Annotated in this window: 19 protein-coding genes; 10 read left to right on the forward strand and 9 right to left on the reverse strand. The window is 70.3% G+C overall.

Annotated features, from left to right (window positions below; all coding sequences use genetic code 11):
- The first annotated feature begins 64 nt into the window (after positions 1-64).
- The 7 genes from ACQP2O_RS43425 to ACQP2O_RS43455 all read left to right on the forward strand — a co-directional run bounded on the left by ACQP2O_RS43425 (position 65) and on the right by ACQP2O_RS43455 (position 10,358).
- Positions 65-1,501, forward strand: a complete 1,437-nt coding sequence (locus ACQP2O_RS43425) for an extracellular solute-binding protein (RefSeq protein WP_433175072.1) — start codon at positions 65-67, stop codon at positions 1,499-1,501.
- A 134-nt stretch (positions 1,502-1,635) separates the two neighbouring features.
- On the forward strand, positions 1,636-2,985 hold the full coding sequence (locus ACQP2O_RS43430) for an extracellular solute-binding protein (RefSeq protein WP_433175073.1): 1,350 nt from the start codon (positions 1,636-1,638) through the stop codon (positions 2,983-2,985).
- A 37-nt stretch (positions 2,986-3,022) separates the two neighbouring features.
- Complete coding sequence (locus ACQP2O_RS43435; protein ID WP_433175074.1) at positions 3,023-3,943, forward strand: carbohydrate ABC transporter permease; 921 nt, start codon at positions 3,023-3,025, stop codon at positions 3,941-3,943.
- A 2-nt stretch (positions 3,944-3,945) separates the two neighbouring features.
- Entirely contained in the window at positions 3,946-4,791 is an 846-nt protein-coding gene (locus tag ACQP2O_RS43440; protein ID WP_433175075.1) for a carbohydrate ABC transporter permease, read from the forward strand.
- Between the two features lie 18 nt (positions 4,792-4,809).
- A complete protein-coding gene (locus ACQP2O_RS43445; RefSeq protein ID WP_433175076.1) occupies positions 4,810-9,018 on the forward strand; it encodes a glycoside hydrolase family 38 C-terminal domain-containing protein in 4,209 nt (1,402 codons plus the stop codon).
- 185 nt (positions 9,019-9,203) lie between these two features.
- Positions 9,204-9,653: an SPW repeat protein gene (locus tag ACQP2O_RS43450; RefSeq protein ID WP_433175077.1), complete on the forward strand. Its 450-nt coding sequence runs from the start codon at positions 9,204-9,206 to the stop codon at positions 9,651-9,653.
- A 105-nt stretch (positions 9,654-9,758) separates the two neighbouring features.
- Positions 9,759-10,358 carry a GNAT family N-acetyltransferase gene (locus tag ACQP2O_RS43455; protein ID WP_433175078.1) on the forward strand — a complete coding sequence of 200 codons (600 nt, stop codon included), beginning with the start codon at positions 9,759-9,761 and terminating at the stop codon, positions 10,356-10,358.
- Positions 10,359-10,459: 101 nt separating this feature from the next.
- Here ACQP2O_RS43455 and ACQP2O_RS43460 read toward each other — a convergent pair whose 3' ends face one another.
- The 6 genes from ACQP2O_RS43460 to ACQP2O_RS43485 form a co-directional block, all read right to left on the reverse strand.
- Positions 10,460-11,917 (reverse strand): serine hydrolase, encoded by a 1,458-nt coding sequence (locus ACQP2O_RS43460; protein ID WP_433175079.1) that lies wholly within the window; start codon positions 11,915-11,917, stop codon positions 10,460-10,462.
- 129 nt (positions 11,918-12,046) lie between these two features.
- Positions 12,047-12,772, reverse strand: coding sequence for an SDR family oxidoreductase (locus ACQP2O_RS43465; protein WP_433175080.1), 726 nt, complete (start codon positions 12,770-12,772; stop codon positions 12,047-12,049).
- 58 nt (positions 12,773-12,830) lie between these two features.
- A complete protein-coding gene (locus ACQP2O_RS43470) occupies positions 12,831-13,244 on the reverse strand; it encodes a hypothetical protein (protein ID WP_433175081.1) in 414 nt (137 codons plus the stop codon).
- 192 nt (positions 13,245-13,436) lie between these two features.
- A complete protein-coding gene (locus tag ACQP2O_RS43475) occupies positions 13,437-14,393 on the reverse strand; it encodes a transposase (protein ID WP_433175082.1) in 957 nt (318 codons plus the stop codon).
- Positions 14,394-14,636: 243 nt separating this feature from the next.
- Complete coding sequence (locus ACQP2O_RS43480; RefSeq protein WP_433175083.1) at positions 14,637-16,967, reverse strand: ATP-binding protein; 2,331 nt, start codon at positions 16,965-16,967, stop codon at positions 14,637-14,639.
- 56 nt (positions 16,968-17,023) lie between these two features.
- Positions 17,024-17,491 (reverse strand): MarR family winged helix-turn-helix transcriptional regulator, encoded by a 468-nt coding sequence (locus ACQP2O_RS43485; protein WP_433175084.1) that lies wholly within the window; start codon positions 17,489-17,491, stop codon positions 17,024-17,026.
- 65 nt (positions 17,492-17,556) lie between these two features.
- On the opposite strand from ACQP2O_RS43485, the gene ACQP2O_RS43490 reads away from it, so the two are divergent.
- Both ACQP2O_RS43490 and ACQP2O_RS43495 read left to right on the forward strand, forming a co-directional pair.
- Positions 17,557-17,922 (forward strand): hypothetical protein, encoded by a 366-nt coding sequence (locus ACQP2O_RS43490; RefSeq protein ID WP_433175085.1) that lies wholly within the window; start codon positions 17,557-17,559, stop codon positions 17,920-17,922.
- Between the two features lie 113 nt (positions 17,923-18,035).
- Positions 18,036-18,854, forward strand: coding sequence for a helix-turn-helix domain-containing protein (locus tag ACQP2O_RS43495; RefSeq protein ID WP_433175086.1), 819 nt, complete (start codon positions 18,036-18,038; stop codon positions 18,852-18,854).
- 9 nt (positions 18,855-18,863) lie between these two features.
- Here ACQP2O_RS43495 and ACQP2O_RS43500 read toward each other — a convergent pair whose 3' ends face one another.
- From ACQP2O_RS43500 to ACQP2O_RS43510, 3 genes are read right to left on the reverse strand one after another with little or no spacing between them, the layout of a single operon-like run.
- Positions 18,864-19,565 (reverse strand): class I SAM-dependent DNA methyltransferase, encoded by a 702-nt coding sequence (locus ACQP2O_RS43500; RefSeq protein WP_433175087.1) that lies wholly within the window; start codon positions 19,563-19,565, stop codon positions 18,864-18,866.
- A 29-nt stretch (positions 19,566-19,594) separates the two neighbouring features.
- Complete coding sequence (locus tag ACQP2O_RS43505) at positions 19,595-20,242, reverse strand: response regulator (RefSeq protein WP_433175088.1); 648 nt, start codon at positions 20,240-20,242, stop codon at positions 19,595-19,597.
- Entirely contained in the window at positions 20,230-21,351 is a 1,122-nt protein-coding gene (locus ACQP2O_RS43510) for a histidine kinase (protein WP_433175089.1), read from the reverse strand. The genes ACQP2O_RS43505 and ACQP2O_RS43510 overlap by 13 nt, the downstream gene beginning before the upstream one ends.
- A 145-nt stretch (positions 21,352-21,496) precedes the next feature.
- Between ACQP2O_RS43510 and ACQP2O_RS43515 the strand changes: the two genes are divergently transcribed.
- Entirely contained in the window at positions 21,497-22,669 is a 1,173-nt protein-coding gene (locus ACQP2O_RS43515) for a serine hydrolase domain-containing protein (RefSeq protein WP_433175090.1), read from the forward strand.
- The last annotated feature ends 38 nt before the right edge of the window (positions 22,670-22,707 follow it).

Raw genomic sequence — 22,707 nt, forward strand, 5'->3', positions numbered from 1 at the left:
TCGTCGGTATTTGTCGCTGGCGGACGGCAAATATGCTTAACCTGATCCCGGACCGAGGACGTTCATGGACACCGCTCAGCCTCTACCCGCCTACTACCGCCTCAAGCGACGCCTGCTGGCCGACATCGAGCGCGGCGAGTACGGCGTGGACGGCAGGCTGCCCACCGAGCACGACCTGTGCGCGGCGTACGGCCTGAGCCGTACGCCGGTGGCACGGGCCCTGTCGGAGCTGGCGGCCGAAGGGGTGGTGGTCCGGCACCGGCGACGCGGCACCTTCGTCAATCCCGACTGGATGCGGACGCTGAGCGCGGCGCCGGAGATCTCGGTGATCACCTGTGACCAGGCGTGGGAGGACCAGCTGCGCGAAGCGGCGGGCAACGACCTGCGGCTGTCGATCACGTCGGCGCCGCTCGCCGAGCTGCGGGGGGTGTTCCGCCGGGCGATCGCCGAGGGGCGCGGGCCGGACCTGGCGCTGGTCGACTCGGTGTGGGTGGCGGAGTTCGCCGAGTCGCACATGCTCACCCGGATCGGCGAACTGGACCCCGAATGGGCCGCCGGCGAGCACGACGCCGACTTCCTCCCGCCCTTCGCCGACGCGTACCGGCTGGAGGGCGACGACATCGTGGCCGTGCAGGCCGACGCGGACGTCACCGGCCTGTGGTACCGCCGGGAGGCCCTCGACGCCGCCGGGGCGTCCCCGCCCGCCACGTGGCGCGACCTGCGCGCCCTGGGCCGTACGCTCGCGGAGGGGCTGCCCCGCGACCGATACGCCCTGGTGATGCCGGGCGGCCCGGCCGCGACGGAGACCGCGACGTACGCGCTCGTCGGACTGCTCGCCGCGAACGGCGCGACCATCTTCACCCCCGAGGCGGTGACGCTGGACTCCCCCGCGACGGTGGAGACGCTGCGGTTCCTGCGCCGCCTCGTCGACGACGGGGTCCTCCCGGCCGAGGTGGTGACCTACGACCGGCACAAGGCGGCCCGGCTGCTGGCGGCCGGGCGGGCGGACCTGTTCGTCGGCGCCAGCTACCACGCCGAGCTGCTCGCCGCCGAGATCGGCGGCACGCTCTCCGAGGTCGCCGAGCGGTTCGGGTTCGTCCCGCTGCCCGCCGGGCCGTACGGGCCGCCGGCGATCCTGTGCGGCGGCATGGTCTACTGCATCCCCCGCCAGGCGCGGAACCCTCACCTGGCGATGCGGCTGCTGCGCGCGGCCACCGCGCCGAAGCGGCTGGCGGACCTGTGCGCGGAGACCGGCCAGCTCCCGCCGCGCCGCAGCGTGCTGGACGCGATGGCGCCGGTGTCGCCGTTCCACGCCCAGACGGCGGTGCTGCTCGAGCACGCGGTCGTACGGCCGTCCTCGCCGGTGTACGCCCTCGTCTCCGCTCAGCTGCAGGTGCTCCTGGAGGGCGTGCTCACCCGGCGGTGGACCCCGGCGGCCGGCGTCACGCTGGCCGCCGACCGGATCAGCGCCATCACGGGCCTCCCGGTCGTACGCGGCTGACCTGGGCATATTGATCGCCTACTGGCCGATCGGTAACGCGTTCGTAACCCATTGGGCCAGAGCCCTTGACCTGGAACGCTCCAGCATCCAGATTTGCCACATCACAGTGGCAAATCCCCCTGGAGGGAGCGCACATGCGTCGGAAATCGGCCTTCGTGATGACGGCGGTGATGGTCGCGGCGACCGCGAGCGCCTGCGGCAGCAGCGGATCCTCGGACGGCAAGACGATCAAGGTCGCGTACCAGAAGTTCGGCAACTTCATCGGCGCGGACGAGCTGTTCAAGAAGATCAAGCCCGTCTTCGAACAGCAGAACCCCGGCTACAAGCTGAAGCTCATCCCCATCGAGGCGGATGAGAACTCCTACTACACCAAGCTCAACCTCCTGCGACGCTCCCCGAGCACCGCGCCCGACGTCGCCTACGAGGACACGTTCTTCGTCAACTCCGACGCCCAGGCGCGCTTCCTGGCGCCCCTCGACGACAACCTGAAGTCGTGGCCGGACTGGTCGCAGTTCTTCGACGCCGCCAAGGTGGCCGGGCAGGCCTCCGACGGCCACACGTACGGCATCCCGATGGGCACCGACACGCGTGGCCTCTGGTACAACAAGCAGATCTTCGCCAAGGCCGGGCTCCCGGCGGACTGGCAGCCGAAGACCTGGAACGACGTCCTGGCCGCCGCCCGGCAGATCAAGGCCAAGGTCCCCGGCGTCATCCCCCTGAACGTCTACGCGGGCAAGGGCGTCGGCGAGGCCGCCTCCATGCAGGGCTTCGAGATGCTGCTGTACGGCACCGCCGACAAGCTGTACGACGACCAGACCAAGAAGTGGATCGTCCCGAGCAAGGGCATGGGCGACTCATTCAACTTCCTGAAGACGGTCTACTCCTCCGGCCTCGGCCCGACGCCGCAGCAGGCGCTCGACCCGCACTGGAGCGACAACGTCGCCGGGCAGGAGCTGCCCAAGGGCAAGATCGCCATCGACCTGGACGGCTCCTGGCTGCCGCAGGCGTGGATCCCCGGCGGGGCGAACCCCTGGCCACAGTGGTCGAGCACGCTCGGCACCGCCCCCATGCCCACCCAGAACGGACAGGCGCCCGGCAAGGTCACGATGTCCGGCGGCTGGCTCCTGTCCATCGGCGCCCGCACCAAGCAGGCGGCGGCCGCCTGGAAGCTGGTGCAGCTCGCCATGAACAAGGAGAACTCGCTCTACTTCTACGTCAAGGCGACGCAGGTGTCGGTGCGCAAGGACGTCGTCGACGACCCGGGGTACGTCGCGGGCAACCCGACCCAGAAGTTCTGGACCAACCTGGTGTCCGTCACCCAGTACCGGCCCGCCTACAGCGTCTACCCGCAGATCTCCAACCAGCTCCAGGCCGCGACCGAGGCCGTCGTGACCAACCAGGGCTCCCCGCAGTCGGCGATGAACGACTTCGCGGGCCAGGTCAAGCAGATCGCCGGCCCGGACAAGGTGGAGGCGAAGCCCTGATGCGCCGCCCGCGCTCCATGGCCGGAAGGACGCCCTGATGGTCGCCGTCGACCTGGCCGAGCGCCCCGTCACCCGCCGCCCGCCCGCCCGGCGCGGGCGGCGGGCCGCCGGACGGGCGCTGCCGCTGCTGCCCGCGTTCGGCCTGCTCGCGCTGTTCTTCGTCGGGCCGATCCTGTGGTGCGTCTACGCGTCCTTCACCGACATCGCGCTGACCGGCGCGGGCGCCAGCTCGCCGCACCTGGTGGGCCTGCGCAACTACCGGCAGATGTTCTCCGACCCGGAGTTCACCAAATCCCTGTGGCTGACCGTCGTCTTCGTCGTCGGCTCGGCCGTCGTCGGGCAGAACCTCGGCGGCCTCGCGCTCGCGCTGCTCATGAACGGCCGTCGCCGGATCGTCCGCTCGATCGTCGGCAGCATCGTGGTGGGCGCGTGGGTGCTGCCGGAGCTGGTCGCGGCGTTCATGTGGTACGCGTTCCTGTCCGACCACGGGACGCTCAACGCGATCCTGCACGCCGTCGGCCTGCACGGGAAGAGCTGGCTGTACGCGAGTCCCCTGCTGGCGGTGACGATCGCGAACGTCTGGCGCGGCACGGCGTTCTCCATGCTCGTCTACTCCGCCGCGCTGTCGAACGTGCCGGACGAGCTCCTGGAGGCCGCCTCGGTGGACGGCGCGTCGGCGGTGCAGCGGCTGCGCCACATCACGCTGCCGCTGATCCGGCGGGCGATGCTGACCAACCTGATGACGATCACGCTGCAGACCCTCGCGGTCTTCACGCTGATCTTCGCCATGACGGGCGGCGGTCCCGGCACCAAGAGCCAGACGCTGCCGATCTTCATGTACCAGGAGGCGTTCAAGTTCTACCACCTGGGTTACGGCGCGGCGCTCGCGATCGTGCTGCTGGGGGTCGGTGCCGTGTTCTCGCTGGTCTACCTGCGCGCCATGCGTAAGGAGGTGTGACGATGGCGGTCGCCTCTCCCACCGCGCCGAACCGGCGCAGCGCCGCCGTGGCCGCGTACGCGGTGCTGGCCGTGGTGGCGCTGGCGTTCCTCGCGCCGTTCGGGTGGCTGTTCCTCGCGTCGGTCTCCGAAAGCCCGCCGCTGGACACGTCCATCCCCGACCACCTGACCCTGCGCAACTTCGCCGACGTGCTCACCGGCGACAACCTGCACGCGCTGGCCAACAGCCTGGTGCTGTCGATGGGCTCGGCGCTGCTGACGCTGCTGCTCGGCGCGCCCGCGGCGTACCCGCTGTCGCGCTACAGCCGGCGATTCGGCCGCCCGATCTTGCTCGGGCTGCTGTTCGCCACCGGGCTGCCGGTCACGGCGATCATGGTCCCGGTGTACGGCCTGTTCGTCCAGCTGGACCTGCTCGACTCGATCCCGGCCACCGTCCTGTTCCTCACCGCCATCGGACTGCCGATGGCGATCTGGATGCTGAAGAACTTCATGGACGAGGTGCCGATCTCCCTGGAGGAGGCGGCGTGGGTGGACGGGGCGTCCGGCCTGCGGGCGCTGCTGCGGATCGTGCTGCCGCTCATGGTGCCGGGTACGACCGTGGTGTTCACCTTCACCTTCGCCCTCACCTGGGGGAACTTCTTCGTCCCGTTCATCCTGCTGATCGATCCGGCGAAACAGCCGGCCGCAGTGGCCATCTACCAGTACTTCGGAGGGGCGGGAGCGTACTCCTCCTACGGACTGCTGGCCGCCTTCTCGATCCTGTACTCGCTGCCCGTCGTCCTGCTGTACACCGTGGCCCAGCGCACGCTGGGGAACGCGTTCGCACTGCAGGGCGCCGTCAAGGGCTGAGCCGGAGGAAAAGCCTTCATGCGCATCGCCGCCATCGAGTCGACCGACCTGTTCGCCGGCTCGACGTCGCATCCCCGACAGATCGTCCGCGTGACGCTCACCGGGGCCGACTCCCCCCTTACCGAGATCCGGGTGTCGCTCACCGGCCCGGCCGTGACGACCCCCGAGCCGACGATCGTCTCCCGCCTCGATCCGGGCGAGACCCTGGTCGCCGAGGTCGGCGTACGGCTCGCCGAGCCCGTCACCGAGGGTGCCGTCCGCCGTGTCACCGCCGTCGCCGAGACGCTCGGCGCGCCGGAGGCCCGGGTGACGCTCGACGGCGACATCGTCGCCGCCGTCACCGGCTGGACGATGTGGATGGTCTCGCACTTCCACTACGACCCGGTGTGGTGGAACACCCAGGCCGGCTTCACCGAGACCTGGTACGACCTGCCGGCCGCCGAGGGACGCCGCCCCGAGGAGGTACGGACCGCGTTCGACCTGGTCCGCCTCCACCTGGACGCGGCCCGACGCGACGAGGACTACAAGTTCGTGCTGGCGGAGATCGACTATCTCAAGCCGTACTGGGACGTGTACCCGGAGGACCGCGCGGACCTGCGGAGATTCCTGGACGAGGACCGGATCGAGCTCGTCGGCGGCAACTACAACGAGCCGAACACCAACCTCACCCACCCCGAGTCGACGATCCGCAACGCCGTCTACGGCATCGGCTACCAGCGCGACGTCGTCGGCGGCGACCCGCAGTCGGCGTGGATGCTCGACGTGTTCGGCCACGACCCGGCCTACCCCGGGCTGATGGCCGACGCCGGGCTCACCTCCTCGGCCTGGGCGCGCGGCCCGTTCCACATGTGGGGCCCGAACCGGCACGTCGGCGACAACGAGCGCATGCAGTTCCCCGCCGAGTTCGAGTGGATCTCCCCCAGCGGCCGGGGCGTGCTGACCGCGTACATGGCCAACCACTACGGCGCGGGCTGGGTCATGGAGGAGCAGGCGAAGACCCTCGAACAGGCCGCCGACCTGGCGTACGGCCAGTTCCGCGAGCTGAGCCCGGTCGCGGCCACGCGGAACGTCCTGCTCCCGGTGGGCGCCGACCACGTCGTGCCGTCCCGCTGGAGCACGCAGGTGCAGCGCGACTGGAACAAGCGGTACGTCTGGCCGCGCTTCGTCGTGGGCCTGCCCAAGGAGTTCTTCGCCGCGGTCCGCGAGGAGCTGGGCGAGCGCCGCGCGGTGCCGGTGCCGCAGACCCGCGACATGAACCCGGTCTATACCGGCAAGGACGTCTCCTACATCGACACCAAGCAGGCGCAGCGGGCCGCCGAGGTGGCGGTGCTCGACGCCGAGCGGCTGGCCACGCTCGCCACCCTGACCGGCGCGGCGTACCCGGCCGAGGCCGTCGACAAGGCGTGGCGGCTCCTCGCGTACGGGGCGCACCACGACGCCATCACCGGCAGCGAGTCCGACCAGGTGTACGTCGACCTGCTCGCCGGCTGGCGCGAGGCGTACGAGCTGGGCGAGACCGTTCGCACCGCCGCCCTGGACCACCTGGCGGCACGGACCGACACGACGGGCCCCGGCCGTCCCGTGATCGTGGCGAACACCCTGTCCTGGGCGCGCGACGGCATCACCACCGTCCGGCTCACCTTCGACGAACCGCGTCCCGGGCTGCGCCTCGTCGACGACGCCGGCGAGACCGTGCCGTGCCTCGCCGAGGGCGTGCGCACGACCGAGAGCGGCGCGGTGGAAGAGGTCACGCTCACCTTCCTCGCCCGCGCGGTGCCGTCGCTCGGCTACCGCGTCTACCACGTCGTCGACGCCGACGAGCTGCCCGCGGGCTGGTCCCCGGGCGCCGGCACGGAGGCGGGCAACGCGGCGTTCGCGGTGACCGCCGACCCCGCGCGCGGCGGCGCCCTCACCTCGATCCGCGACCTGCGGACGGGCCGGGAGCTGCTCCGGCCGGGCGGGCTCGGCGGCGAGCTGTACCTGCAGGAGGAGCACCCCACCCACCCCGTCTGGGGCGAGGGCCCCTGGCACCTGCTGCCGGCGGGCCCCGGCCACGGCACCGGCGAACGCCGCGCCACCGTCCGGGTCGAGGAGTCGCCGATCGGACGCCGCCTCGTCACCGAGACGACCCTGGACGGACTGACCGTCACCGGCGAGGTCCTGCTGTGGGACGGCGTCGACCGGGTGGACTTCCGCACCCACGTCGGCGGCTCGATCGGCCAGGACCACCTGCTGCGGGTCGGCTTCGACCTGGACGTCCCCGGCGGCCGCCCGGTGTCCGAGGTGGGCTTCGCCGCCATCGGCCGGCCCTTCGGGTTCCCGGACGCCGACAGCGCCGAGGACCTGTGGACGCTCGACAACCCGGCCCACACGTGGACCGCGCTGAGCGCCACCGTTCGGATCGCGCTGACCGGCGACGACGGCTCCCGGCAGGAGCACGCCGTCGGGGTCGCCGAGGTGATCGGCACGGACGAGGGCGAGCCCGCCCGCACCGTGCTGGCCGCCCTGGCCGCCCAGGGCGTGACCGCGACGTTCAGCCGCCCCGACGGCCCGCGCTACGGCGCGCTCGACGTCGACTCGAACCTGCCCGACGCGCGGATCGTCCTCGGCGGCCCGGCGGACAACCCGTTCGCCGCCGAGGTCCTCGCGGCGGCCGGCCCGGCGTACGAGGCGGCGCTGGCCGAGCACGGCCGCGTCTTCGTGCCCGCCGCCCGTCCGCTGGCCGAGATCTGGGTGCCGGGCGCGGACCTGCGCGACGTACGGGACCTGCCGGTGCTCATCGTCGCCGAGGTCGGTGGGCTGTGCGCCGACCTCGACGACGCGACGATCGAGGTCCGGCGGCCCGCCGGGCTGGACGGGTCGGACGCCCCGTACGACGGCCGCTCGATCGCGCTGCTGAACGCCGGTATGCCGGGCACGGTCGCCACGCCGGACGGCCGGGTGTACCTCAACCTGATGCGGTCCTGCAGCACCTGGCCGAGCGGGGTGTGGATCGACGGCCCGCTGCGCACCGCTCCCGACGGGTCGAGCCTGTCGTGGCAGCACTGGAACCACACCTTCGGCTACTCCCTCGTGGCCGGGGAGGGCGACTGGCGCGCGGCCGGGTTCGTCCGCGCCGGGCAGGAGTACAACCACGTCGTGCTCGCCCGGCCCGCGGAGGCGCATCCCGGCGAGGCCGCACCCGCGGACGGCCTGGTGACGGTCGAGCCGGACAACGTCCTGCTGTCCGCCCTCAAGCCGGCCGGCAACCCCCTGGCTGCCGCCCGTCCCGGCCGGATCGATCCCGCCGAGGGCGTGACGGTCCGCGTGTACGAGTCCGCCGGCCGCCCCACGACGGCCCGGATCGGCCTGTTCACCGGCGTCACCGAGGCCGGCCGGACCGACCTGCTGGAGTCCGGCGGCGAAGCGGTGACGGTCGAGGAGCTCCGGCTGGGCGCCGCCGACATCGTCACCGTCCGCCTGCACCCGGCCGGCGACCTGACGCAGGGCGGCTCCGCCCTCGCGTCGGGCACCGAACCGGTCCAGCCGGTGTTCGGCCGCTACTGGCTGCATCAAAAGGGACCCGCGCCCCTCGGCAACCTCCCGACGGCGGTGCACCTGTCCCCGCAGCGGCTCTCGCTGACGGAGCCCGGGCCGCTCCGGCTCACCGTCGCCGCCTCAGGCCCGGAGGCGGCCGGGCGGGTCGAACTGGACGTCCCGGACGGGCTCACCGTCACCGGCCCGACGTTGGACTACCGGCTCGCGCCCGGCGAGTTCGCCGAGTACGAGCTGACCGTCGACGCGTCGGGAGCGGCTCCGGGCCTTTACTTTGTAGGCGCCCGGATCCGCGACGACCTGGGCCAGGTCATCGAGGACGTCGTCACCGTGCAGGTCGGCACGGAACTCGCGGGAGAACCGCTGGAGGTCGCCCTGGCCTCCCCCGCGCCCCGGCTCCGGCCGGGAGACGACGCCGAGATCGCCGTACGGCTCCGCAACTCCGCCGCCGCGCCGATCCGCGGTGAGGCGCAGCTCATCAGCCCGTACGGCACGTGGGGCCCGGACCACGACGTCCTGATCACCCCGTGGACGCGAGGCTTCGAGGTTGCCCCGGGTGCCGAGACGACCGTGCCCTTCCAGCTCCACGCGCCCCGGACGGCCAGGCCGGGAAGTTGGTGGGCGCTGGTCCGCGTGACGTACTTCGGCCACCTGCACTACACGGAGACGATCGCCGTGGAGGTCGACGGCTGACCGCTCCCGCCGAGGGTTTTCGGGGTCGGAGCCCCGGAAACCCTCGGCGGACGGGAGCGCGGGATCGATCGCCAGAGATCACACGATTTGACGAAACCGTTGCGTTTGATCGGAATTGTCGTTGTTACAGCGGGAAAGTGGCGGATAGAGCGACCGATTCGCAGCAGAGAAAGGTGGTGGGTCACATGTCCGCGCGTCCCATGGCCGGCATGGAGCAGCATCCCGACATAGCGGAGCTCCGCGCCCGGTACGACCGCGTCGCCGAGACGACATCCGCCCACGCGGTCGACGGTCTCACCTTCCTGAGCGGCCTGTACCTGGCCATCTCACCGTGGGTCATCGCGTTCCACACCCGCGCCACGACGCTCACCGTGAACAACCTGCTCTGCGGGATCGCGGTCACGCTGCTGGCGGTGGGGTTCGCCTCGGCGTACGGGCGTACGCACGGCGTCGCCTGGGTCGTCCCCCTCATCGGCGTGTGGACGATCATCGCGCCGTGGGTGGTCAGGGGATCCTCGGCCACGGCGTCGACCGTCATCAACAACGTCATCACCGGTGCCCTGATCTTCCTCTTCGGGATGGGCGCGGTCGGCATGGGGATGATGTCGAACAAGACCGCTCGACGCCGGATGTAGGCCCGCCCACGATCCGTACGGCGGGCGACGAGGCAAGTGGTCTGCCCCGAAGCGGCACATACTGGCCCTTTTCGGGCAGCGCCCAACGCTCCTAATGTGCCGCTCATGAACAGCGCATGGTTCGAGCGGCCGGTCCTGGACGGACGCCACGTCCGTCTGGAGCCGCTCGGTCCCGAGCACGCCGAGGGACTCTTCGAGGCGGGCAAGGACCCTGAGGTCTGGCGGTGGCTGAACGTCCGGCAGCCGGCCGACCTCGACGAGGCACGCCGCATGGTCGAGAACGATCTGGCCCAGGTGGCTCGCGGAACGCGCCTGCCCTGGGTCCAGATCGACGCGGCCACCGGGGAGGTCGCCGGCACGACGTCGTACTACGAGATCGAACCAGCGCATCGCGGCCTGTGCATCGGGCACACGTGGATCGGCGCCCGCTGGCAGCGGACGGCCCTCAACACCGAGGCCAAGCTCCTCCTGCTGGAGCGGGCGTTCAACGTGCTGGGCGCGGGCCGGGTGGGCTGGCACACCCATCACCGCAACGAACGCTCGCAACGGGCCATCGAACGCCTCGGCGCGCAGCGGGAAGGGGTGCTGCGCAGCCATCGCATCCTGCCCGACGGCTCCGTTCGGGACACCGTCTGTTACTCGATGATCCCCGCGGAGTGGCCCGCCGCCCGCGACCGGTTGCGCGCACGTCTCGGGAGGGGCTGAGCAGACGCGGACGGCCGCCGTGCGGACTCCTTGCGGGAGACCTCACGGCGGCCGTCTCTCATGTGGCGGGGCCGGATCGGGCTCCCGTCACCGCACGCTCATCACCGGCGGGCGGCGTTGGCGCCTCCGAGCGTGGCCTCGTACTTGTCGATCGCCAGGCCGAGCTGGGCGTACTTCTCGCTGTAGGCGACCGGGTGGGCGCCCGGGGCCGTCGGCGGGCGGTTGGGGTCGATGTACTGGTTCCCGAGGTTGGAGAAGACCGCGATGATGTAGTTGCGGCCGTTCTTGCCGGGCAGGTTGCGGACGATTCCGGCGTCGCTGCCGGAGTTGCTGACCAGGCCGGTCTTGTGGGCGAAGGTCACCTCGGCGCTGGCGTTGCAGGGCCGCACGTCGTGCTGGTAGGCGTCACCGTCGACCGTGACCGTGCCGTCGGCGGCGATCCACCGCTGCGGCACGACCTGCGGCATTCCGGGGGCCGGGTAGTCCGCGCCGCACCAGTTCGAGGTGGACAGCACGTCGTTCATGCCCTGGTCGCCGAGCTCCTTCTTGAAGAACTCCCGCGACGAGGGGCTGAGCACGTCGGCGGTGACCGCATTGCCGTTCGGAGCGGTCCAGACGGTGCCCGGGGCGCCGTTGATGAGCGTGAGCAGTTTGGCCGTGTCGAGCGAGCTCATCGTGACCGGGTTGCTCCAGTGCCCGCCGTTGGCCGGGTTGGTCTCCTTGACCTGCAGCGTCTCCAGGCCCAGGTCCTGGAAGGTCTGGTTCAGGTCGTTGACCGCGTCGTGGTCCCACAGCATCTTCAGCAGTGCGCAGGAGGCCGGGTTGGAGGACCAGGTCAGCGACGCGTCGATGTAGTTGCGGATCGTGTCGCTGCTCGCGTTGCCGCACAGCGAGCTGACCGTGGTGGGGTTGTAGGCATAGGTGTCGTCGAGCTTGATGACGCCCTTGTCGACCAGCCGCAGCACCCCGAAGTTGATCATCAGCTTCAGGACCGAGGCCGGGTAGGGCAGCATGAAGTCGGTCGAGGCGTTCTCGCGGCCCGGCACCACGTCGATCGTGCCCTGACCCTTGTTGGTGTACCAGCCGGAGTCGTCCCACTGCCGCCAGCGCACATCGCTGGTGTGGAAGTCCTTGTCGGTCAGGACGATCTTGCCGTGCGGGTACTGCGGGCTCATCAGCACCGTGCCGGACGACACCGGCCGGTTGTCCTGGTCCAGCTCGATGACCGTGGCGTCGACCTGCGGCTGCTGGAAGATCGGCTGGTAGTCGGTCGCCGCGGCGCCGGCCTTGAACTGCTTCGGCTTCTGGGCGTCCTTGTCGACCGAGTTCGCCTTGAGCGTCCGTGCCTGGGCGGCCGTGGTGACCGGGTCGGTGTCGAGGACCTCCTGGAACTTCAGGGAGTCCATCTCTTCTTGGAGATACGTCGCGATCGGGCTGATGGAGACGTCGGGTCTCTTGGGCTTGACCGCGGCGTGGGCCGGCGCGACGGCCGATCCCACCAGCGCACCGGCGACGGCCATGCCGAGCAGACCTCTGCCAGAGAGGCGAGATATTCTCATGATCGCCACGCTAGCTACAAGATCAACTCAACAGTGACCCTTTTGAGATCTCACTGATGTGATCAATCTCTACAGCGGCAAGCGTAAGAAATCGGCATAGAAAGCGCCGCCTGAACGCGTCCGGGATCCCTACCAGCAGACGAACCCGCCGTCGACGAGCAGGTCGGTTCCCGTGACGAAGCTCGCGGCGTCGCTCAGCAGGAAGACCACCGGCCCGACCATCTCGTCCACCGTCGCCATCCGGCCGAGCGGCGTGTCCGCCTCGAACCCCTTGACCCTCTCGGCCACCTCGGCGCGGCGGTTCATCGGGGTGGCCGTGTAGCCGGGGCTGACGCTGTTCACCCGGACCTTCCGGTCGCACCACTCCGTCGCCAGGCTCTTCGTCAGGTGCATCACCCCGGCCTTGGACGCGTTGTAGTGCGCCTGCGTCAGCCCGCGGTTGGCGATCGTGCCCGACATCGAGGCGATGTTGACGATCGAGCCTCCGCCGTTGCGCAACAGCGCCCGCCCCTCCGCCTGGCAGGAGAGGAAGACCCCGGTGAGGTTGACGTCGATCACCCGGCTCCACTGCTCCGTCGGCATCTCCTCCGCGGGCGCGGCGTTGGCGATGCCCGCGGCGTTGACCGCGAGCCGGAGCGGGCCCAGTTCGCGCTCGGTACGGTCGACCGCCTCCGCGAGCTCGTCCTCGCGCGTGACGTCCGCGGGGACGGCGAGGCCCCGGCGGCCCACGTCCTTGATCGACTGGACGGTGCCGGTCAGGTCGCTGCCCGGCAGGTCGAGGCACGCGACGTCGGCGCCCATCTCGGCCAGCCCGGTCGCGATCCGCCGGCCGATGCCGCTGCCGGCCCCCGTCACGAGGGGGTGGGCTCGTCGAGGGTCACCACCTTGGGACGGCGCTGCAGCCATTTCGCGATCACCACCTTCTCCGGTCGAGGTTCGGCAGCGCGACGTTGTCGCCGATCGTCATGTCCCAGCACGGCGCCCTGGTTCTTGCGGTCCTCCGGGACGAGCACGACCCCGGCCTCGATCGCGTCGCGCGGCCCGCGATGCCGAGCACCTCCCCTTCCCGCACCTCGAAGGACACCTCCCGGAAGGAGCCGTCCGCGGCGGTGAGGCCGTCGACGCGGAGCACCTCCCGGGGCCGTGCGGTCCCGGTGTCGGGGAAGATCCGCTCGATGCTACGCCCGACCATCTCCTCCACCAGCCGTGCCACGGGCACCTCGGCGGTCGGGTGGGACGCGACGCCCTGCCCGTCCCGCATCACGACGATCCGGTCGCAGATGCGGGCGATCTCGTCGAGCCGGTGGCTGACGTAGATGAAGGACACGCCGTCGCGCTTGAGCGCCTCGATCCGTTCGAAGAGGCGCTGCGCACCGCCTTCAGCCCGGCGAAGTCACCGTCAGAACCAAGCCAGCACCTTGAAGGGAATGCGCAGGTACGTCGGGCCGCTGAACCCGGCGGCCCAGTGTGACACCGCTGTAGGCGGCGTCGGTCTTGGTCTGCTCGGTGGCCCGGCCGGTCAGGAACGGTCCGGCCGCACTGACGAAGGGGATGAACCCTCCGTTGGCCAGTCCGGCGCCGACTCCGACGAGGTCCTGCTCGGCGATGCCGACAGAGACGATCGGGTAAACGCTTCGTCAGCTTCTCGACCGTGAACGGCCGGGCGTGCGGCTCGGTCGGCCACGATCTTCTTGCTGATCTTGTGGTTCTCATTGGAGGCGTGCCGCGCCTCCCGCGCGGACCGGCGGGCCAGACGCCGGGCCGCCGACCGGCTCCCCGCAGCTTTCTTGGCCTGCAGCTCGGCGCGCAGCCGGGCCTGGCGCCTGCGATACCGCTGTAGGCCCTTGCCCTGGTGGTTGTCACCGTCGGAGGTGGTGGCCAGGTTCACGATCCCCCGATCCACCCCGATCCAATCGGCCGGCTCGAACTGCGGGGCTGCTTCAACCTCACAGGTCGCGATCAGGAAGAACATCCCATCGCGGTGGACCAGGTCGGTTTCGCCTTTGCGGTGGGTCGCCAGGAACTTCACCTGCCCCGGCTCGCCGGTGAAGGCGATGTCGCGGACCCGGCCCGAAGTGGTCCAGATTGAGATGCTTCGAGCGTCGAGCTGCCAGGAAAGGCAGCGGTCGTCGAACGGCTGCGCTGCGTCAGCCCGGAAGGCGATGGGCTTGGACTCAGCTTTGCGGCGCCGCCGCGAATGCTCATCGCCTAGCAGGCCCGCTTCGATCTGGGCGTGCAGGGTGGTGTAGGCGTCGGCGACCTTACGAATCACATGCAGCGCGGGTTGTGCCGACAGGCGCCGCGCCTTCAGGTCCGCGTAGACGAGCTTTTGCAGCTTCTGGCGGGCGAACACGCCCTTCTCGAACGCGACCGCCGACACCTCATTGGCCGCGGCGTTGCACCGGGGCAGGGTCGCCGCGAGTGCCGTCGCCTGCTCAGGCGTCGGCAGCAGCTTCACCTGCACTACCAGCTTCACAGTCAGTAAGGCTACAAGTACACACCGACGTCGATGTGCGACTCCAGGAATTCAGCAGCGAAACCGACCACGTCCACCTGTTCGTGCACCACCCAAGATCCGCCCCTGCCCCGCCTGGTCAACGGGCTCAAATGCGCCCCCGTGCGCCACCTCGGCCAGGAACACCACACCCACCTGCCGGAGCACCTGCGGGACGCTCACCTGCGGTTCCCCGTCTAGATTTCGGACAGCCCGTGAGCAGGATCAGCCGCGCTGGTCCCGTTCGGTCACCCAGACGGCGATCCGGGCGCGGGAGTCGAACCCCAGTCGGGTGAGGATGCGCTGGGCGTGCGCTTCGGCCGTCCGCGGAGCGATCACCAGGGAGGCGGCGATCTCCTTGTCGCTCAGTCCTCTGGCTATCAATCGGGCCACCTGGCTCTCCCGCGGCGTCAGCGGCGGGAGCCGGTCGCCGGGCGAGGCGGCGGGAGACCGTCGTTCGCCCAGCACGTATTCCAGTGCCTCGTCGTAGTCCAGTGCGGCGCCCCGCCGGTACTCGGCCTGAAACGCGGACTCGCCCAGGGCACGGCGTACCCGGAGTTCGGATTCCTCGCCGTGAGCGACCGGGTGCATGTAGCCCGACAGCGGGCGCCCGCCCACCATGTCCCAGATCGAGTGCAGGATGCCGTACGACCGGGCCGCCCGACCGAATCGGCCCTGCGCGGCGGCGATCAAGGTGAGGACCTCCAGGCTCAGGCCCACACCCCGCGGATCGTCCAGGGAACGATTGAGCCGCACGGCCTCCGACACCAGTGCGCTCGCGCGCGGCAGGTCACCCTGCCGGAAGACCGCGGCACCGAGCACGGTCAGCGTGTACGCCTGGTGCCAGCGCTCGCCGTGCCGCCGGCACATCGCGAGCGACTCCTCCCCGACGGCGATCGCGAGCGCTTCGTCGCCCGCGATCGAATGGGCCGCGCACAGCCGGATGAGGCCCTCCACGGCACCGGTGTGGTCGCCGATCGACCGCTGGCGGCTCACCACCTCTTCCAGCAGCGGAATCGCCGATTCCGCGTCCTCGCGGGCGAGGGCCAGCATTCCCGCGCAGAGGGCGGCGTAGGCGAGGGCGGCCGGATCGCCGAGGAGTTCGCCGAGGCTCCGGCACTCCCGGAGTATCGTCTCGGCGCCACGAGCGTCTCCCTGAATGACGGCCAGCACGCCGGTCGTCCACAAGGCGTGCAGCCGCGCGCCTGAGGGCCGGGTCTCCATCGCCAGCCCGCGCTCCAGCCAGCCGCGTCCTTCGGCGAGGTAGACGCCGTGGATCCAGTGGTACATCAGGTCGGCGGCCATCGCCAGCCCGGCCTGCGCCTCTCCGGCCTCGGTATAACCGTATTCGAGGGCGACCCGGAGGTTGGCGTGCTCGGCTTCGAGCCGCGCGAGCCAGCTCCGCTGATCCGGGCCGGACATGCGGGCGCGGGTCTCACCCGCCAACCTCCGGTAATGGTCGTGGTGACGTCGGCGGAACGCCGGTGCGCGGCCAGCCCGCTCCAGCCTCTCCCGGCCGTACTCGCGGACCGTCTCGAGCAGTCGGTACCGGACGACCGGCCCGTTCCGTCGCGGGATCAGAATGGACTTGTCGACCAGTCCGATCATGAGATCGACGACCTCGTGGCGCTCGATGCCCTCGCCGGCGCACACCGCCTCGGCCGCCTCCAGATCGACGCTCCCGGCGAAGATCGACAGGCGGGACCACAGCAATCGCTCCTTGACCGTGCACAGGTCGTGGCTCCAATCGATCAAGGCACGCAGCGTCCGATGCCGGGGCACCACTTCGCCGTCGCCGACGAGCAGCCGGAACCGGTCCTCCAACTGGATGAGCAGCTGGTCGATCGGCAAGGTCCGCAGGCGCGCGGCCGCCAGTTCGATGCCGAGGGGGATCCCGTCGAGCCGGCGGCAGATCTCGGCCACCACGCCCATGCTCGCCATGGTGACCGCGAATCCAGGGGCCGCGGCCGCGCCGCGCTCGGCGAACAGCCGCACCGCGTCGGAGCGCTGGAGCAGCCGCGTGGGAGCGCGCGCCGCAGCGTCGTCCGGCAATGCCAACGGCGGCACCTCCAGCAGCCGCTCGCCCAGGATCCCGAGTGAGTGCCGGCTGGTGGCGAGGATCCGCAGCCGCGACGCCGACCGCAGGATCGCGCCCGCGACGGCCGCGCACTCATCCACCAGGTGTTCGCAGTTGTCGAGGACGACCAGCGCCCGTCTGTCGCACAGATGGCCGGTCAGCATGTCCAGGGCCGGCCGGGCGGAGTTGTCGCGCAGACCCAGCGCCTCGGCGATCGAACGGGCCACGAGGTCCCGGTGCCGCACCGAGGAGAGATCGACCAGCCACACGCCGTCGGGAAAGGCCCTGTGCACCACGGCGGCGACTCGCAAGGCCAATCTGGTCTTGCCCACCCCGCCCGGACCGGTCAGCGTCACGATGGGGGCGTCGGACAGCATTCGCCTGACCTCGGCCAGCTCGCGCCGACGTCCGACGAAACTCGTGTTCTCGGCAGGGAGGCCGTGCACCCGCGCCCGCCCGCCGGTCTCCCCCGTAGCCATAGGTCGATGTCCGGGCCGTGCGGCCGACAGCACCATCGTACGAGGCAGGGATCGGGTCAGCTCACGTCGACGTCGTCGAGGAACTCGAGCATCCGCGTCAGGACCCGAAGGCACGCCGAAATCTCGGCGTCGGTCAGGTCGCCGCCGACCCGGCCCAGCATGGCGCGCTCGCGGGCCTTGAGGGCGGTGATGGCGGCCGCGCCCTCGCCGGTGAGCCGGACCAGCGATGACCGCCGGTGCGCGGGGTTGGGCGCCGTCTCGACGAGGCCGCGCTCGGCCGCTTCATTAACCATGCGCTGCACGAACTGCCGGCTGAGCGCCTGAGCGCGACCCATCTGCGGCACGGTCATCGGCCCGTTCTGGCGGAGCAGGTCGAGGACGGCGCGCACCCCGACGGACAGTCCCTCGGCCGGCGTGTACTGCTCGACCTTCCGCTGGGCCCGCCGGTAGAGCGGACCCACCAGGTCGAACACCTCGGCAAGCCGGTCGGCAAGGTCATCGGGCCCCAGCGGCGAATCGGCCACCCGCCCATCATGACACCTTGGTTGTCAATCTCGCGCCAATATGACACCTTAGTTGTCATGTCCTGGTGCGCACGTTGGTCGTCACCGGCGCCGGGACCAGCGAACCGGAGTTCACCGACCCCTGGACCCTCGAGGTGTTCGGCAGGTGGATGCCCGCCATGGCCGCCGGCGACCTCGAGGGCTCGATCGACGCGTTCGCGCTGTTCACCGCGGGTCCGCACCGGACGCTCGACGAGGTCTCCTCGGAGGTCGACCGGCGAATCAGGGCGATGGCCCACCGCACGATGAGCAAGCACTCCGCCGGCGAACGCCTATTACCAGGTACTCATGGAGTTCCTCAGCACGCTGGGGTAGAGGTCATGGCCGACGGGTCATGCCTCCAGGCAAGGCCATCTCGTTCTGAGCGGTTAAGTCACACTGAGCGTTTTTGAGTGTCGCTGAAGCCCCCAGAACGAGATGGCCCGCCCCGCAGCGACGCAGCCCCGTTATCCACAATCTTGTCCGCGACGCGCACCGGTGCCTTATGGTCGGTCACGCTGAGACGGTGAACAGTGATCGGTCGAACCCACGGCAGTCGGCGCTGGCGGCATCGGAAAATGCGGTGCGACTGGGCGAACTGATCCGTTCGGCCCGCCTGGAGCGCCGGTGGTCCCTGCGAGACCTCGCCACCGCATCCGACGTCAGTGTCGCGATGCTCTCACTCGTGGAGCGGGCGAAAGTCGGCGTCACACTCGAGATGGTCGAGAAGATCCTCGCCGCGATGGGCCTTGCGCTGTACCTGGAAGCAGAGCCCATGTGGGCGGGGATCGATACCGCGATCAGCGATGCGGCGGGCAGGCCCCTTCTGGATCGCATGACCGGCTGGAAGATCGAGCTCACATCGTTCGTGTCGTGGTTCGCGCAACTGCCCTGTCCGTACATGGCGGACGGTCTCATGGCGGCGGCGCTGCAGGGCGCTCCCGTCCCGGTGACAGCCTTCCAGATCGCGGTGGCCGACGACGGTGAAACCTTGGACGAGCTGATCTTCTTGCTGAACGATATGAAGGCTCAGCAATGGATCGCGAAATGGGCGGACTGGGTGGGCTATTCGAACGATCCCCGCAACTCCGAGACCCAACCGGTGCGCTATCGCTGCATCCATGGCGAGTTGCACGTACGGCTGGTCAAGAGCCTTTCTCCGACCCTGTGGGTGCAGCTCGATCAACTTCCCACCGGAAACTATCCGGCGAGATCACGGCTGCGGGAGATCCCCATGCTCTCTGAGGTCAGGCTGCCCGTCATGCCACTCACCGAGATCGAGACCGAGGACCGCCACGCCCGCCGTGTTCTCGCCCGCATGCGTGGACGTGTCCACGCCGCTTAGTGACGACGGTCAGGGCTCCTTGCGCCAGACGAAGGCGGCGGAGATCGGATGGTTGCGGTAGCGCTCCCACTTCGGCTTCACCGTGAGCCAGCGGTCGTCGATGACGCCCTCCCGCATCTCGACGAGCCTCCAGCCCGCCGCGATGCCGGCCATGACGTGGTCGCTCAGCAGGTGGACATGGGTTGTGATCGCGATGGGCTCGCCGGACTCGCTGGTGAAGTGGGTGGGCATGCCGGACGCCATGATGAAGTGCGGATGGAACGCCACGATGACGCACCGCGCGCCCGGCTCCGCCAGCCGCCAGGCCTCGGCGTAGAACGGCTTCAGGTCGGCCAGGTGCTCGTCGATGAGCGAGGAGACGACCAGGTCGTACGCGCCCGCGTCGAGCCCCGTCGCCGTCACGTCGGCCTCGAACAGCCGGTCGTGTCCGCCCTTCCACCGTGCCACCGCGAGCATCTCGGGCGTCAGGTCCACGCCGTCGATGGCGGCCACCCCGTGCCGCCGCAGCCAGGCGGCCGTACGCCCGGTGCCGCAGCCCAGGTCGGCGGCGCGCCGGACCGTCGTCCACGACGGCTCGGTGAGCTCGTCGAGCAGCGCGAGGTCCATGACGTCCTCGACCGTCTCCTCGTACGTGCTCACCCACTGCCCGTAGCCGGTTCGTACGTCCACCATCCGGTAGCCGCGCGTGTCGAAGTCAGCGAACTGCACCATGGGTGCGAGTATCCCGCAACTGATCATCGTCACGGCCGGCGGCTGAGGTAGGTGAGGACCGCGAGGACGCGGCGGTGGCCGCTGTCGTCCGGCGAGAGGCCCAGCTTGGCGAAGATGTTGCCGATGTGCTTGTGGACGGCGTTCTCGGTGATGACGAGCCGGGCCGCGATCGCGGCGTTGTCCTCCCCCGCGGACATCAGGGCGAGCACTTCGCGTTCCCGCGGCGTGAGGTCGTCGATCGGGTCGTGGGCGCGACGGGTGAGGAGTTGCGCGATCACCTCGGGGTCCATGACGGTGCCGCCGGCGGCGACCCGCCGCAGCGCGTCGACGAACTCGCTCACCCGGCTCACTCGATCCTTGAGGAGGTAGCCGACGCCGCCGCGCCCGTCGGAGATCAACTCGCTGGCGTACTGCTGCTCGACGTACTGGGAGAGTACGAGTACCGGCAGGCCGGGATACCGGCGGCGGACGCGGAGGGCGGCGCGAAGGCCCTCGTCGCGGAAGGACGGCGGTAGCCGTACGTCGACGATGGTGACGTCCGGCCGGTGCTCGGTGACGGCGGCGACGAAGCCGGGGGCGTCCTGGGCGATCGCGGCGACGTCGAAGCCCTTGGCGGTCAGCAGGAGTTCCAACCCGCTGGACAGCAGAACGTTGTCCTCGGCGATCACGACCCGCATGGCAGGCTCACCTCGATCGTGGTCGGGCCGCCGGCGGGGCTGTGGACGTGGACGGTGCCGTCCAGCGCCATGACGCGACGGCGAATTCCGGCGATCCCGGTCCCCAGCGTCTCGTCGGCACCGCCGATCCCATCGTCGGTGACCTCGATCGACAGCCGGTCACCGGCCCGTGTGACGCGGACGGTGGTCCGGGTGGCACGGCTGTGCTTGGCGGCGTTGGTGAGCGCCTCGGCGACCGTGAAGTAGGCCACTGTCTCGACCGCGGCGGGGACCGCTCCGAGGTCGGCGATGTCGAAGGTGGTGTCGATCGCCGACCGGGCTCCGAGCGCCGCCAGCGCCCCGGTGAGGCCGCGGTCGGCGAGGATCGGCGGGTAGATCGTCCGGATCACCTCGCGGAGCTCCGCCATGGCCTCCTCGGTACCCTCATGCGCTTCCCGCAGGAGTCTGTCCAGCATCTCCGGGTCCTCGCCCAGCGACTCACGGGCCGCGCCCAGCCGCATCGCGATGGCCACCAGCCGGGCCTGGGTGCCGTCGTGCAGGTCACGTTCGATCCGCCGGAGTTCCGCGCCGTGCGCGTTCATCGCGCCGGCTCGCGTCTCGGTCAGGGTCTCCACACGCTGCGCCAACCGTTCCGCGGCCGAGGGGGACAGCAACGCGACATTGATCCGGGCGTGCAGGCGCGCCAGCAGGGGAACCAGCCAGTAGGTCAGGGCCGCGAAGATGACGATTTGTACGGTCCCCAGGGTCAACGCCGTGCCCCACCCGGTCAGTGGAACACCGGCGGCGAAGCCGCCTGCGCGGGTGCCGGCGGGCAACGCCCACCACAAGGGCACCGTGACGGCGGTGGCCACCGCGTTGCCGGCGCACAGCACCGTGACGAGCCCGAACGCCAGACTGGTCACGATGTACGTGCACAGCCACCCGAGAACACGCCACGTGCCGACCCGGACGGGACCGGAACGCGGACGGCCCAGCATCCGGTCCGCGCGGCGACGGTGCCAGGACGCCCAGGCGCGGGCCGTCATCGGGACGATCAGCACGGGCAGCGCGAACACGGCGACCACAGCGGTCGACAGGCTTCCCAGCAGATAACCCAGACCGCGCCACATCGCCGAAAGGCGACTGGCCGCATGGTGGTTCATCCGCCCAAGTCTGGGCCATGGGACCGAGCCCGGAACTACAGCCTGCTACCCCTTTTTTCCACTGGTGAGCGGCATCGTCCGCTCACCTCCGCCGGACCTAGCGTCAACGCCCATGCGATCCATCCGACGAAACCTGGCCCTGGCCGCCATCGTGGCCGGAACCATCTCCACCACTACGCTCAGCGTGAGCGCCGCCCCGCAGCACGACGACCGAACCCGGCTCCGACGCGACGCCGATGCGATCACCGCACTCGGCGTGACGGGAGTCCAGGCCCGCCTGACCGGCCCTGACGGCCGGAACCTGACCGTCACCAGCGGCGTCTCAGACCTGACGAGCCGGCGGCCCGTCTCCCCGAACGGTTACTTCCGGATCGCCAGCGTCACCAAGACGTTCGTGGCCACCGTGATCATGCAACTGGCCGGTGAGGGCAGGCTCTCCCTGGATGACACGGTCGAGCGATGGCTGCCCGGCGTGGTGTCGGGAAGCGGCAACGACGGCCGCGCGATCACCATCCGCCAACTCCTCCAGCACACCAGCGGCCTCCACGACGACTACCCGGACTACACCTCGGCGGAGGACTTCTACCGGCACCGATACGACGTCTACACCCCCGAGCAGATCGTCGCCCGAGCGATGCGCCACCGGCCGGACTTCCGGCCCGGCAAGAGGTGGAATTACGACAACACCGGCTACGTCCTGCTCGGCATGATCACCCAGCGGGTCACCGGGCACCCCTGGCATCAGGAGGTACGGGACCGGATCGTCCGGCTGCTCGGCCTCGCACACACCTTCTGGCCGGGCACCTCGCCCACGCTGCCCCGGCCGCACGCCGACAGCTACCAGAGGTTCAAGCCCGGCGAGCCACTCGTGGACGTCACCGAACAGGTCGGTCCGTTCGCCGGTGGAGAGGCCGGACTCGTCTCCACCACCGCCGACCTCAACCGGTTCTTCCGCGCCCTGCTCGGCGGCCGGCTCCTGCCCCCGGCACAGCTTGCGGAGATGAAACGGACCATCCCGGTCAGCAAGGAGTTCGAGCAGCTCATGCCGGGCGCCCGCGACGGGCTGGGGCTCTTCTCCCGCCCGCTGTCGTGCGGCGGCAGGTACTGGGGCCACGAGGGCGGCGACTCCGGCTGGATCAGTACCGCCGCCGTCACCGCCGACGGCCGGCGCAGCGTCACGCTCTCGATGTCCGGCACGGTCGCCGATTCGACGGCCGATGTCCTGCGCGTGGTGCAGGCCGAGGGCAAGCTGGTCGACGACGCGCTGTGCAACCCCCCGAAGTGACCCGAAGCCGGTGGCGCGTTTCCTCGTGGGCCGGTCGT

The sequence above is a fragment of the Actinoallomurus sp. CA-150999 genome (assembly GCF_050942425.1).
In the GTDB taxonomy this organism is placed as follows: Bacteria; Actinomycetota; Actinomycetes; order Streptosporangiales; family Streptosporangiaceae; genus Actinoallomurus.

Coding starts and splice junctions, on each gene's coding strand:
- ACQP2O_RS43500 (WP_433175087.1), bottom strand. CDS start 19,565: ATGGTGCAGTTCGCTGACTTCGACACGCGCGGCTACCGGATGGTGGAC.
- ACQP2O_RS43460 (WP_433175079.1), bottom strand. CDS start 11,917: ATGAGAATATCTCGCCTCTCTGGCAGAGGTCTGCTCGGCATGGCCGTC.
- ACQP2O_RS43450 (WP_433175077.1), top strand. CDS start 9,204: ATGTCCGCGCGTCCCATGGCCGGCATGGAGCAGCATCCCGACATAGCG.
- ACQP2O_RS43440 (WP_433175075.1), top strand. CDS start 3,946: ATGGCGGTCGCCTCTCCCACCGCGCCGAACCGGCGCAGCGCCGCCGTG.
- ACQP2O_RS43510 (WP_433175089.1), bottom strand. CDS start 21,351: ATGTGGCGCGGTCTGGGTTATCTGCTGGGAAGCCTGTCGACCGCTGTG.
- ACQP2O_RS43455 (WP_433175078.1), top strand. CDS start 9,759: ATGAACAGCGCATGGTTCGAGCGGCCGGTCCTGGACGGACGCCACGTC.
- ACQP2O_RS43480 (WP_433175083.1), bottom strand. CDS start 16,967: ATGGCTACGGGGGAGACCGGCGGGCGGGCGCGGGTGCACGGCCTCCCT.
- ACQP2O_RS43425 (WP_433175072.1), top strand. CDS start 65: ATGGACACCGCTCAGCCTCTACCCGCCTACTACCGCCTCAAGCGACGC.
- ACQP2O_RS43435 (WP_433175074.1), top strand. CDS start 3,023: ATGGTCGCCGTCGACCTGGCCGAGCGCCCCGTCACCCGCCGCCCGCCC.
- ACQP2O_RS43430 (WP_433175073.1), top strand. CDS start 1,636: ATGCGTCGGAAATCGGCCTTCGTGATGACGGCGGTGATGGTCGCGGCG.
- ACQP2O_RS43445 (WP_433175076.1), top strand. CDS start 4,810: ATGCGCATCGCCGCCATCGAGTCGACCGACCTGTTCGCCGGCTCGACG.
- ACQP2O_RS43515 (WP_433175090.1), top strand. CDS start 21,497: ATGCGATCCATCCGACGAAACCTGGCCCTGGCCGCCATCGTGGCCGGA.
- ACQP2O_RS43505 (WP_433175088.1), bottom strand. CDS start 20,242: ATGCGGGTCGTGATCGCCGAGGACAACGTTCTGCTGTCCAGCGGGTTG.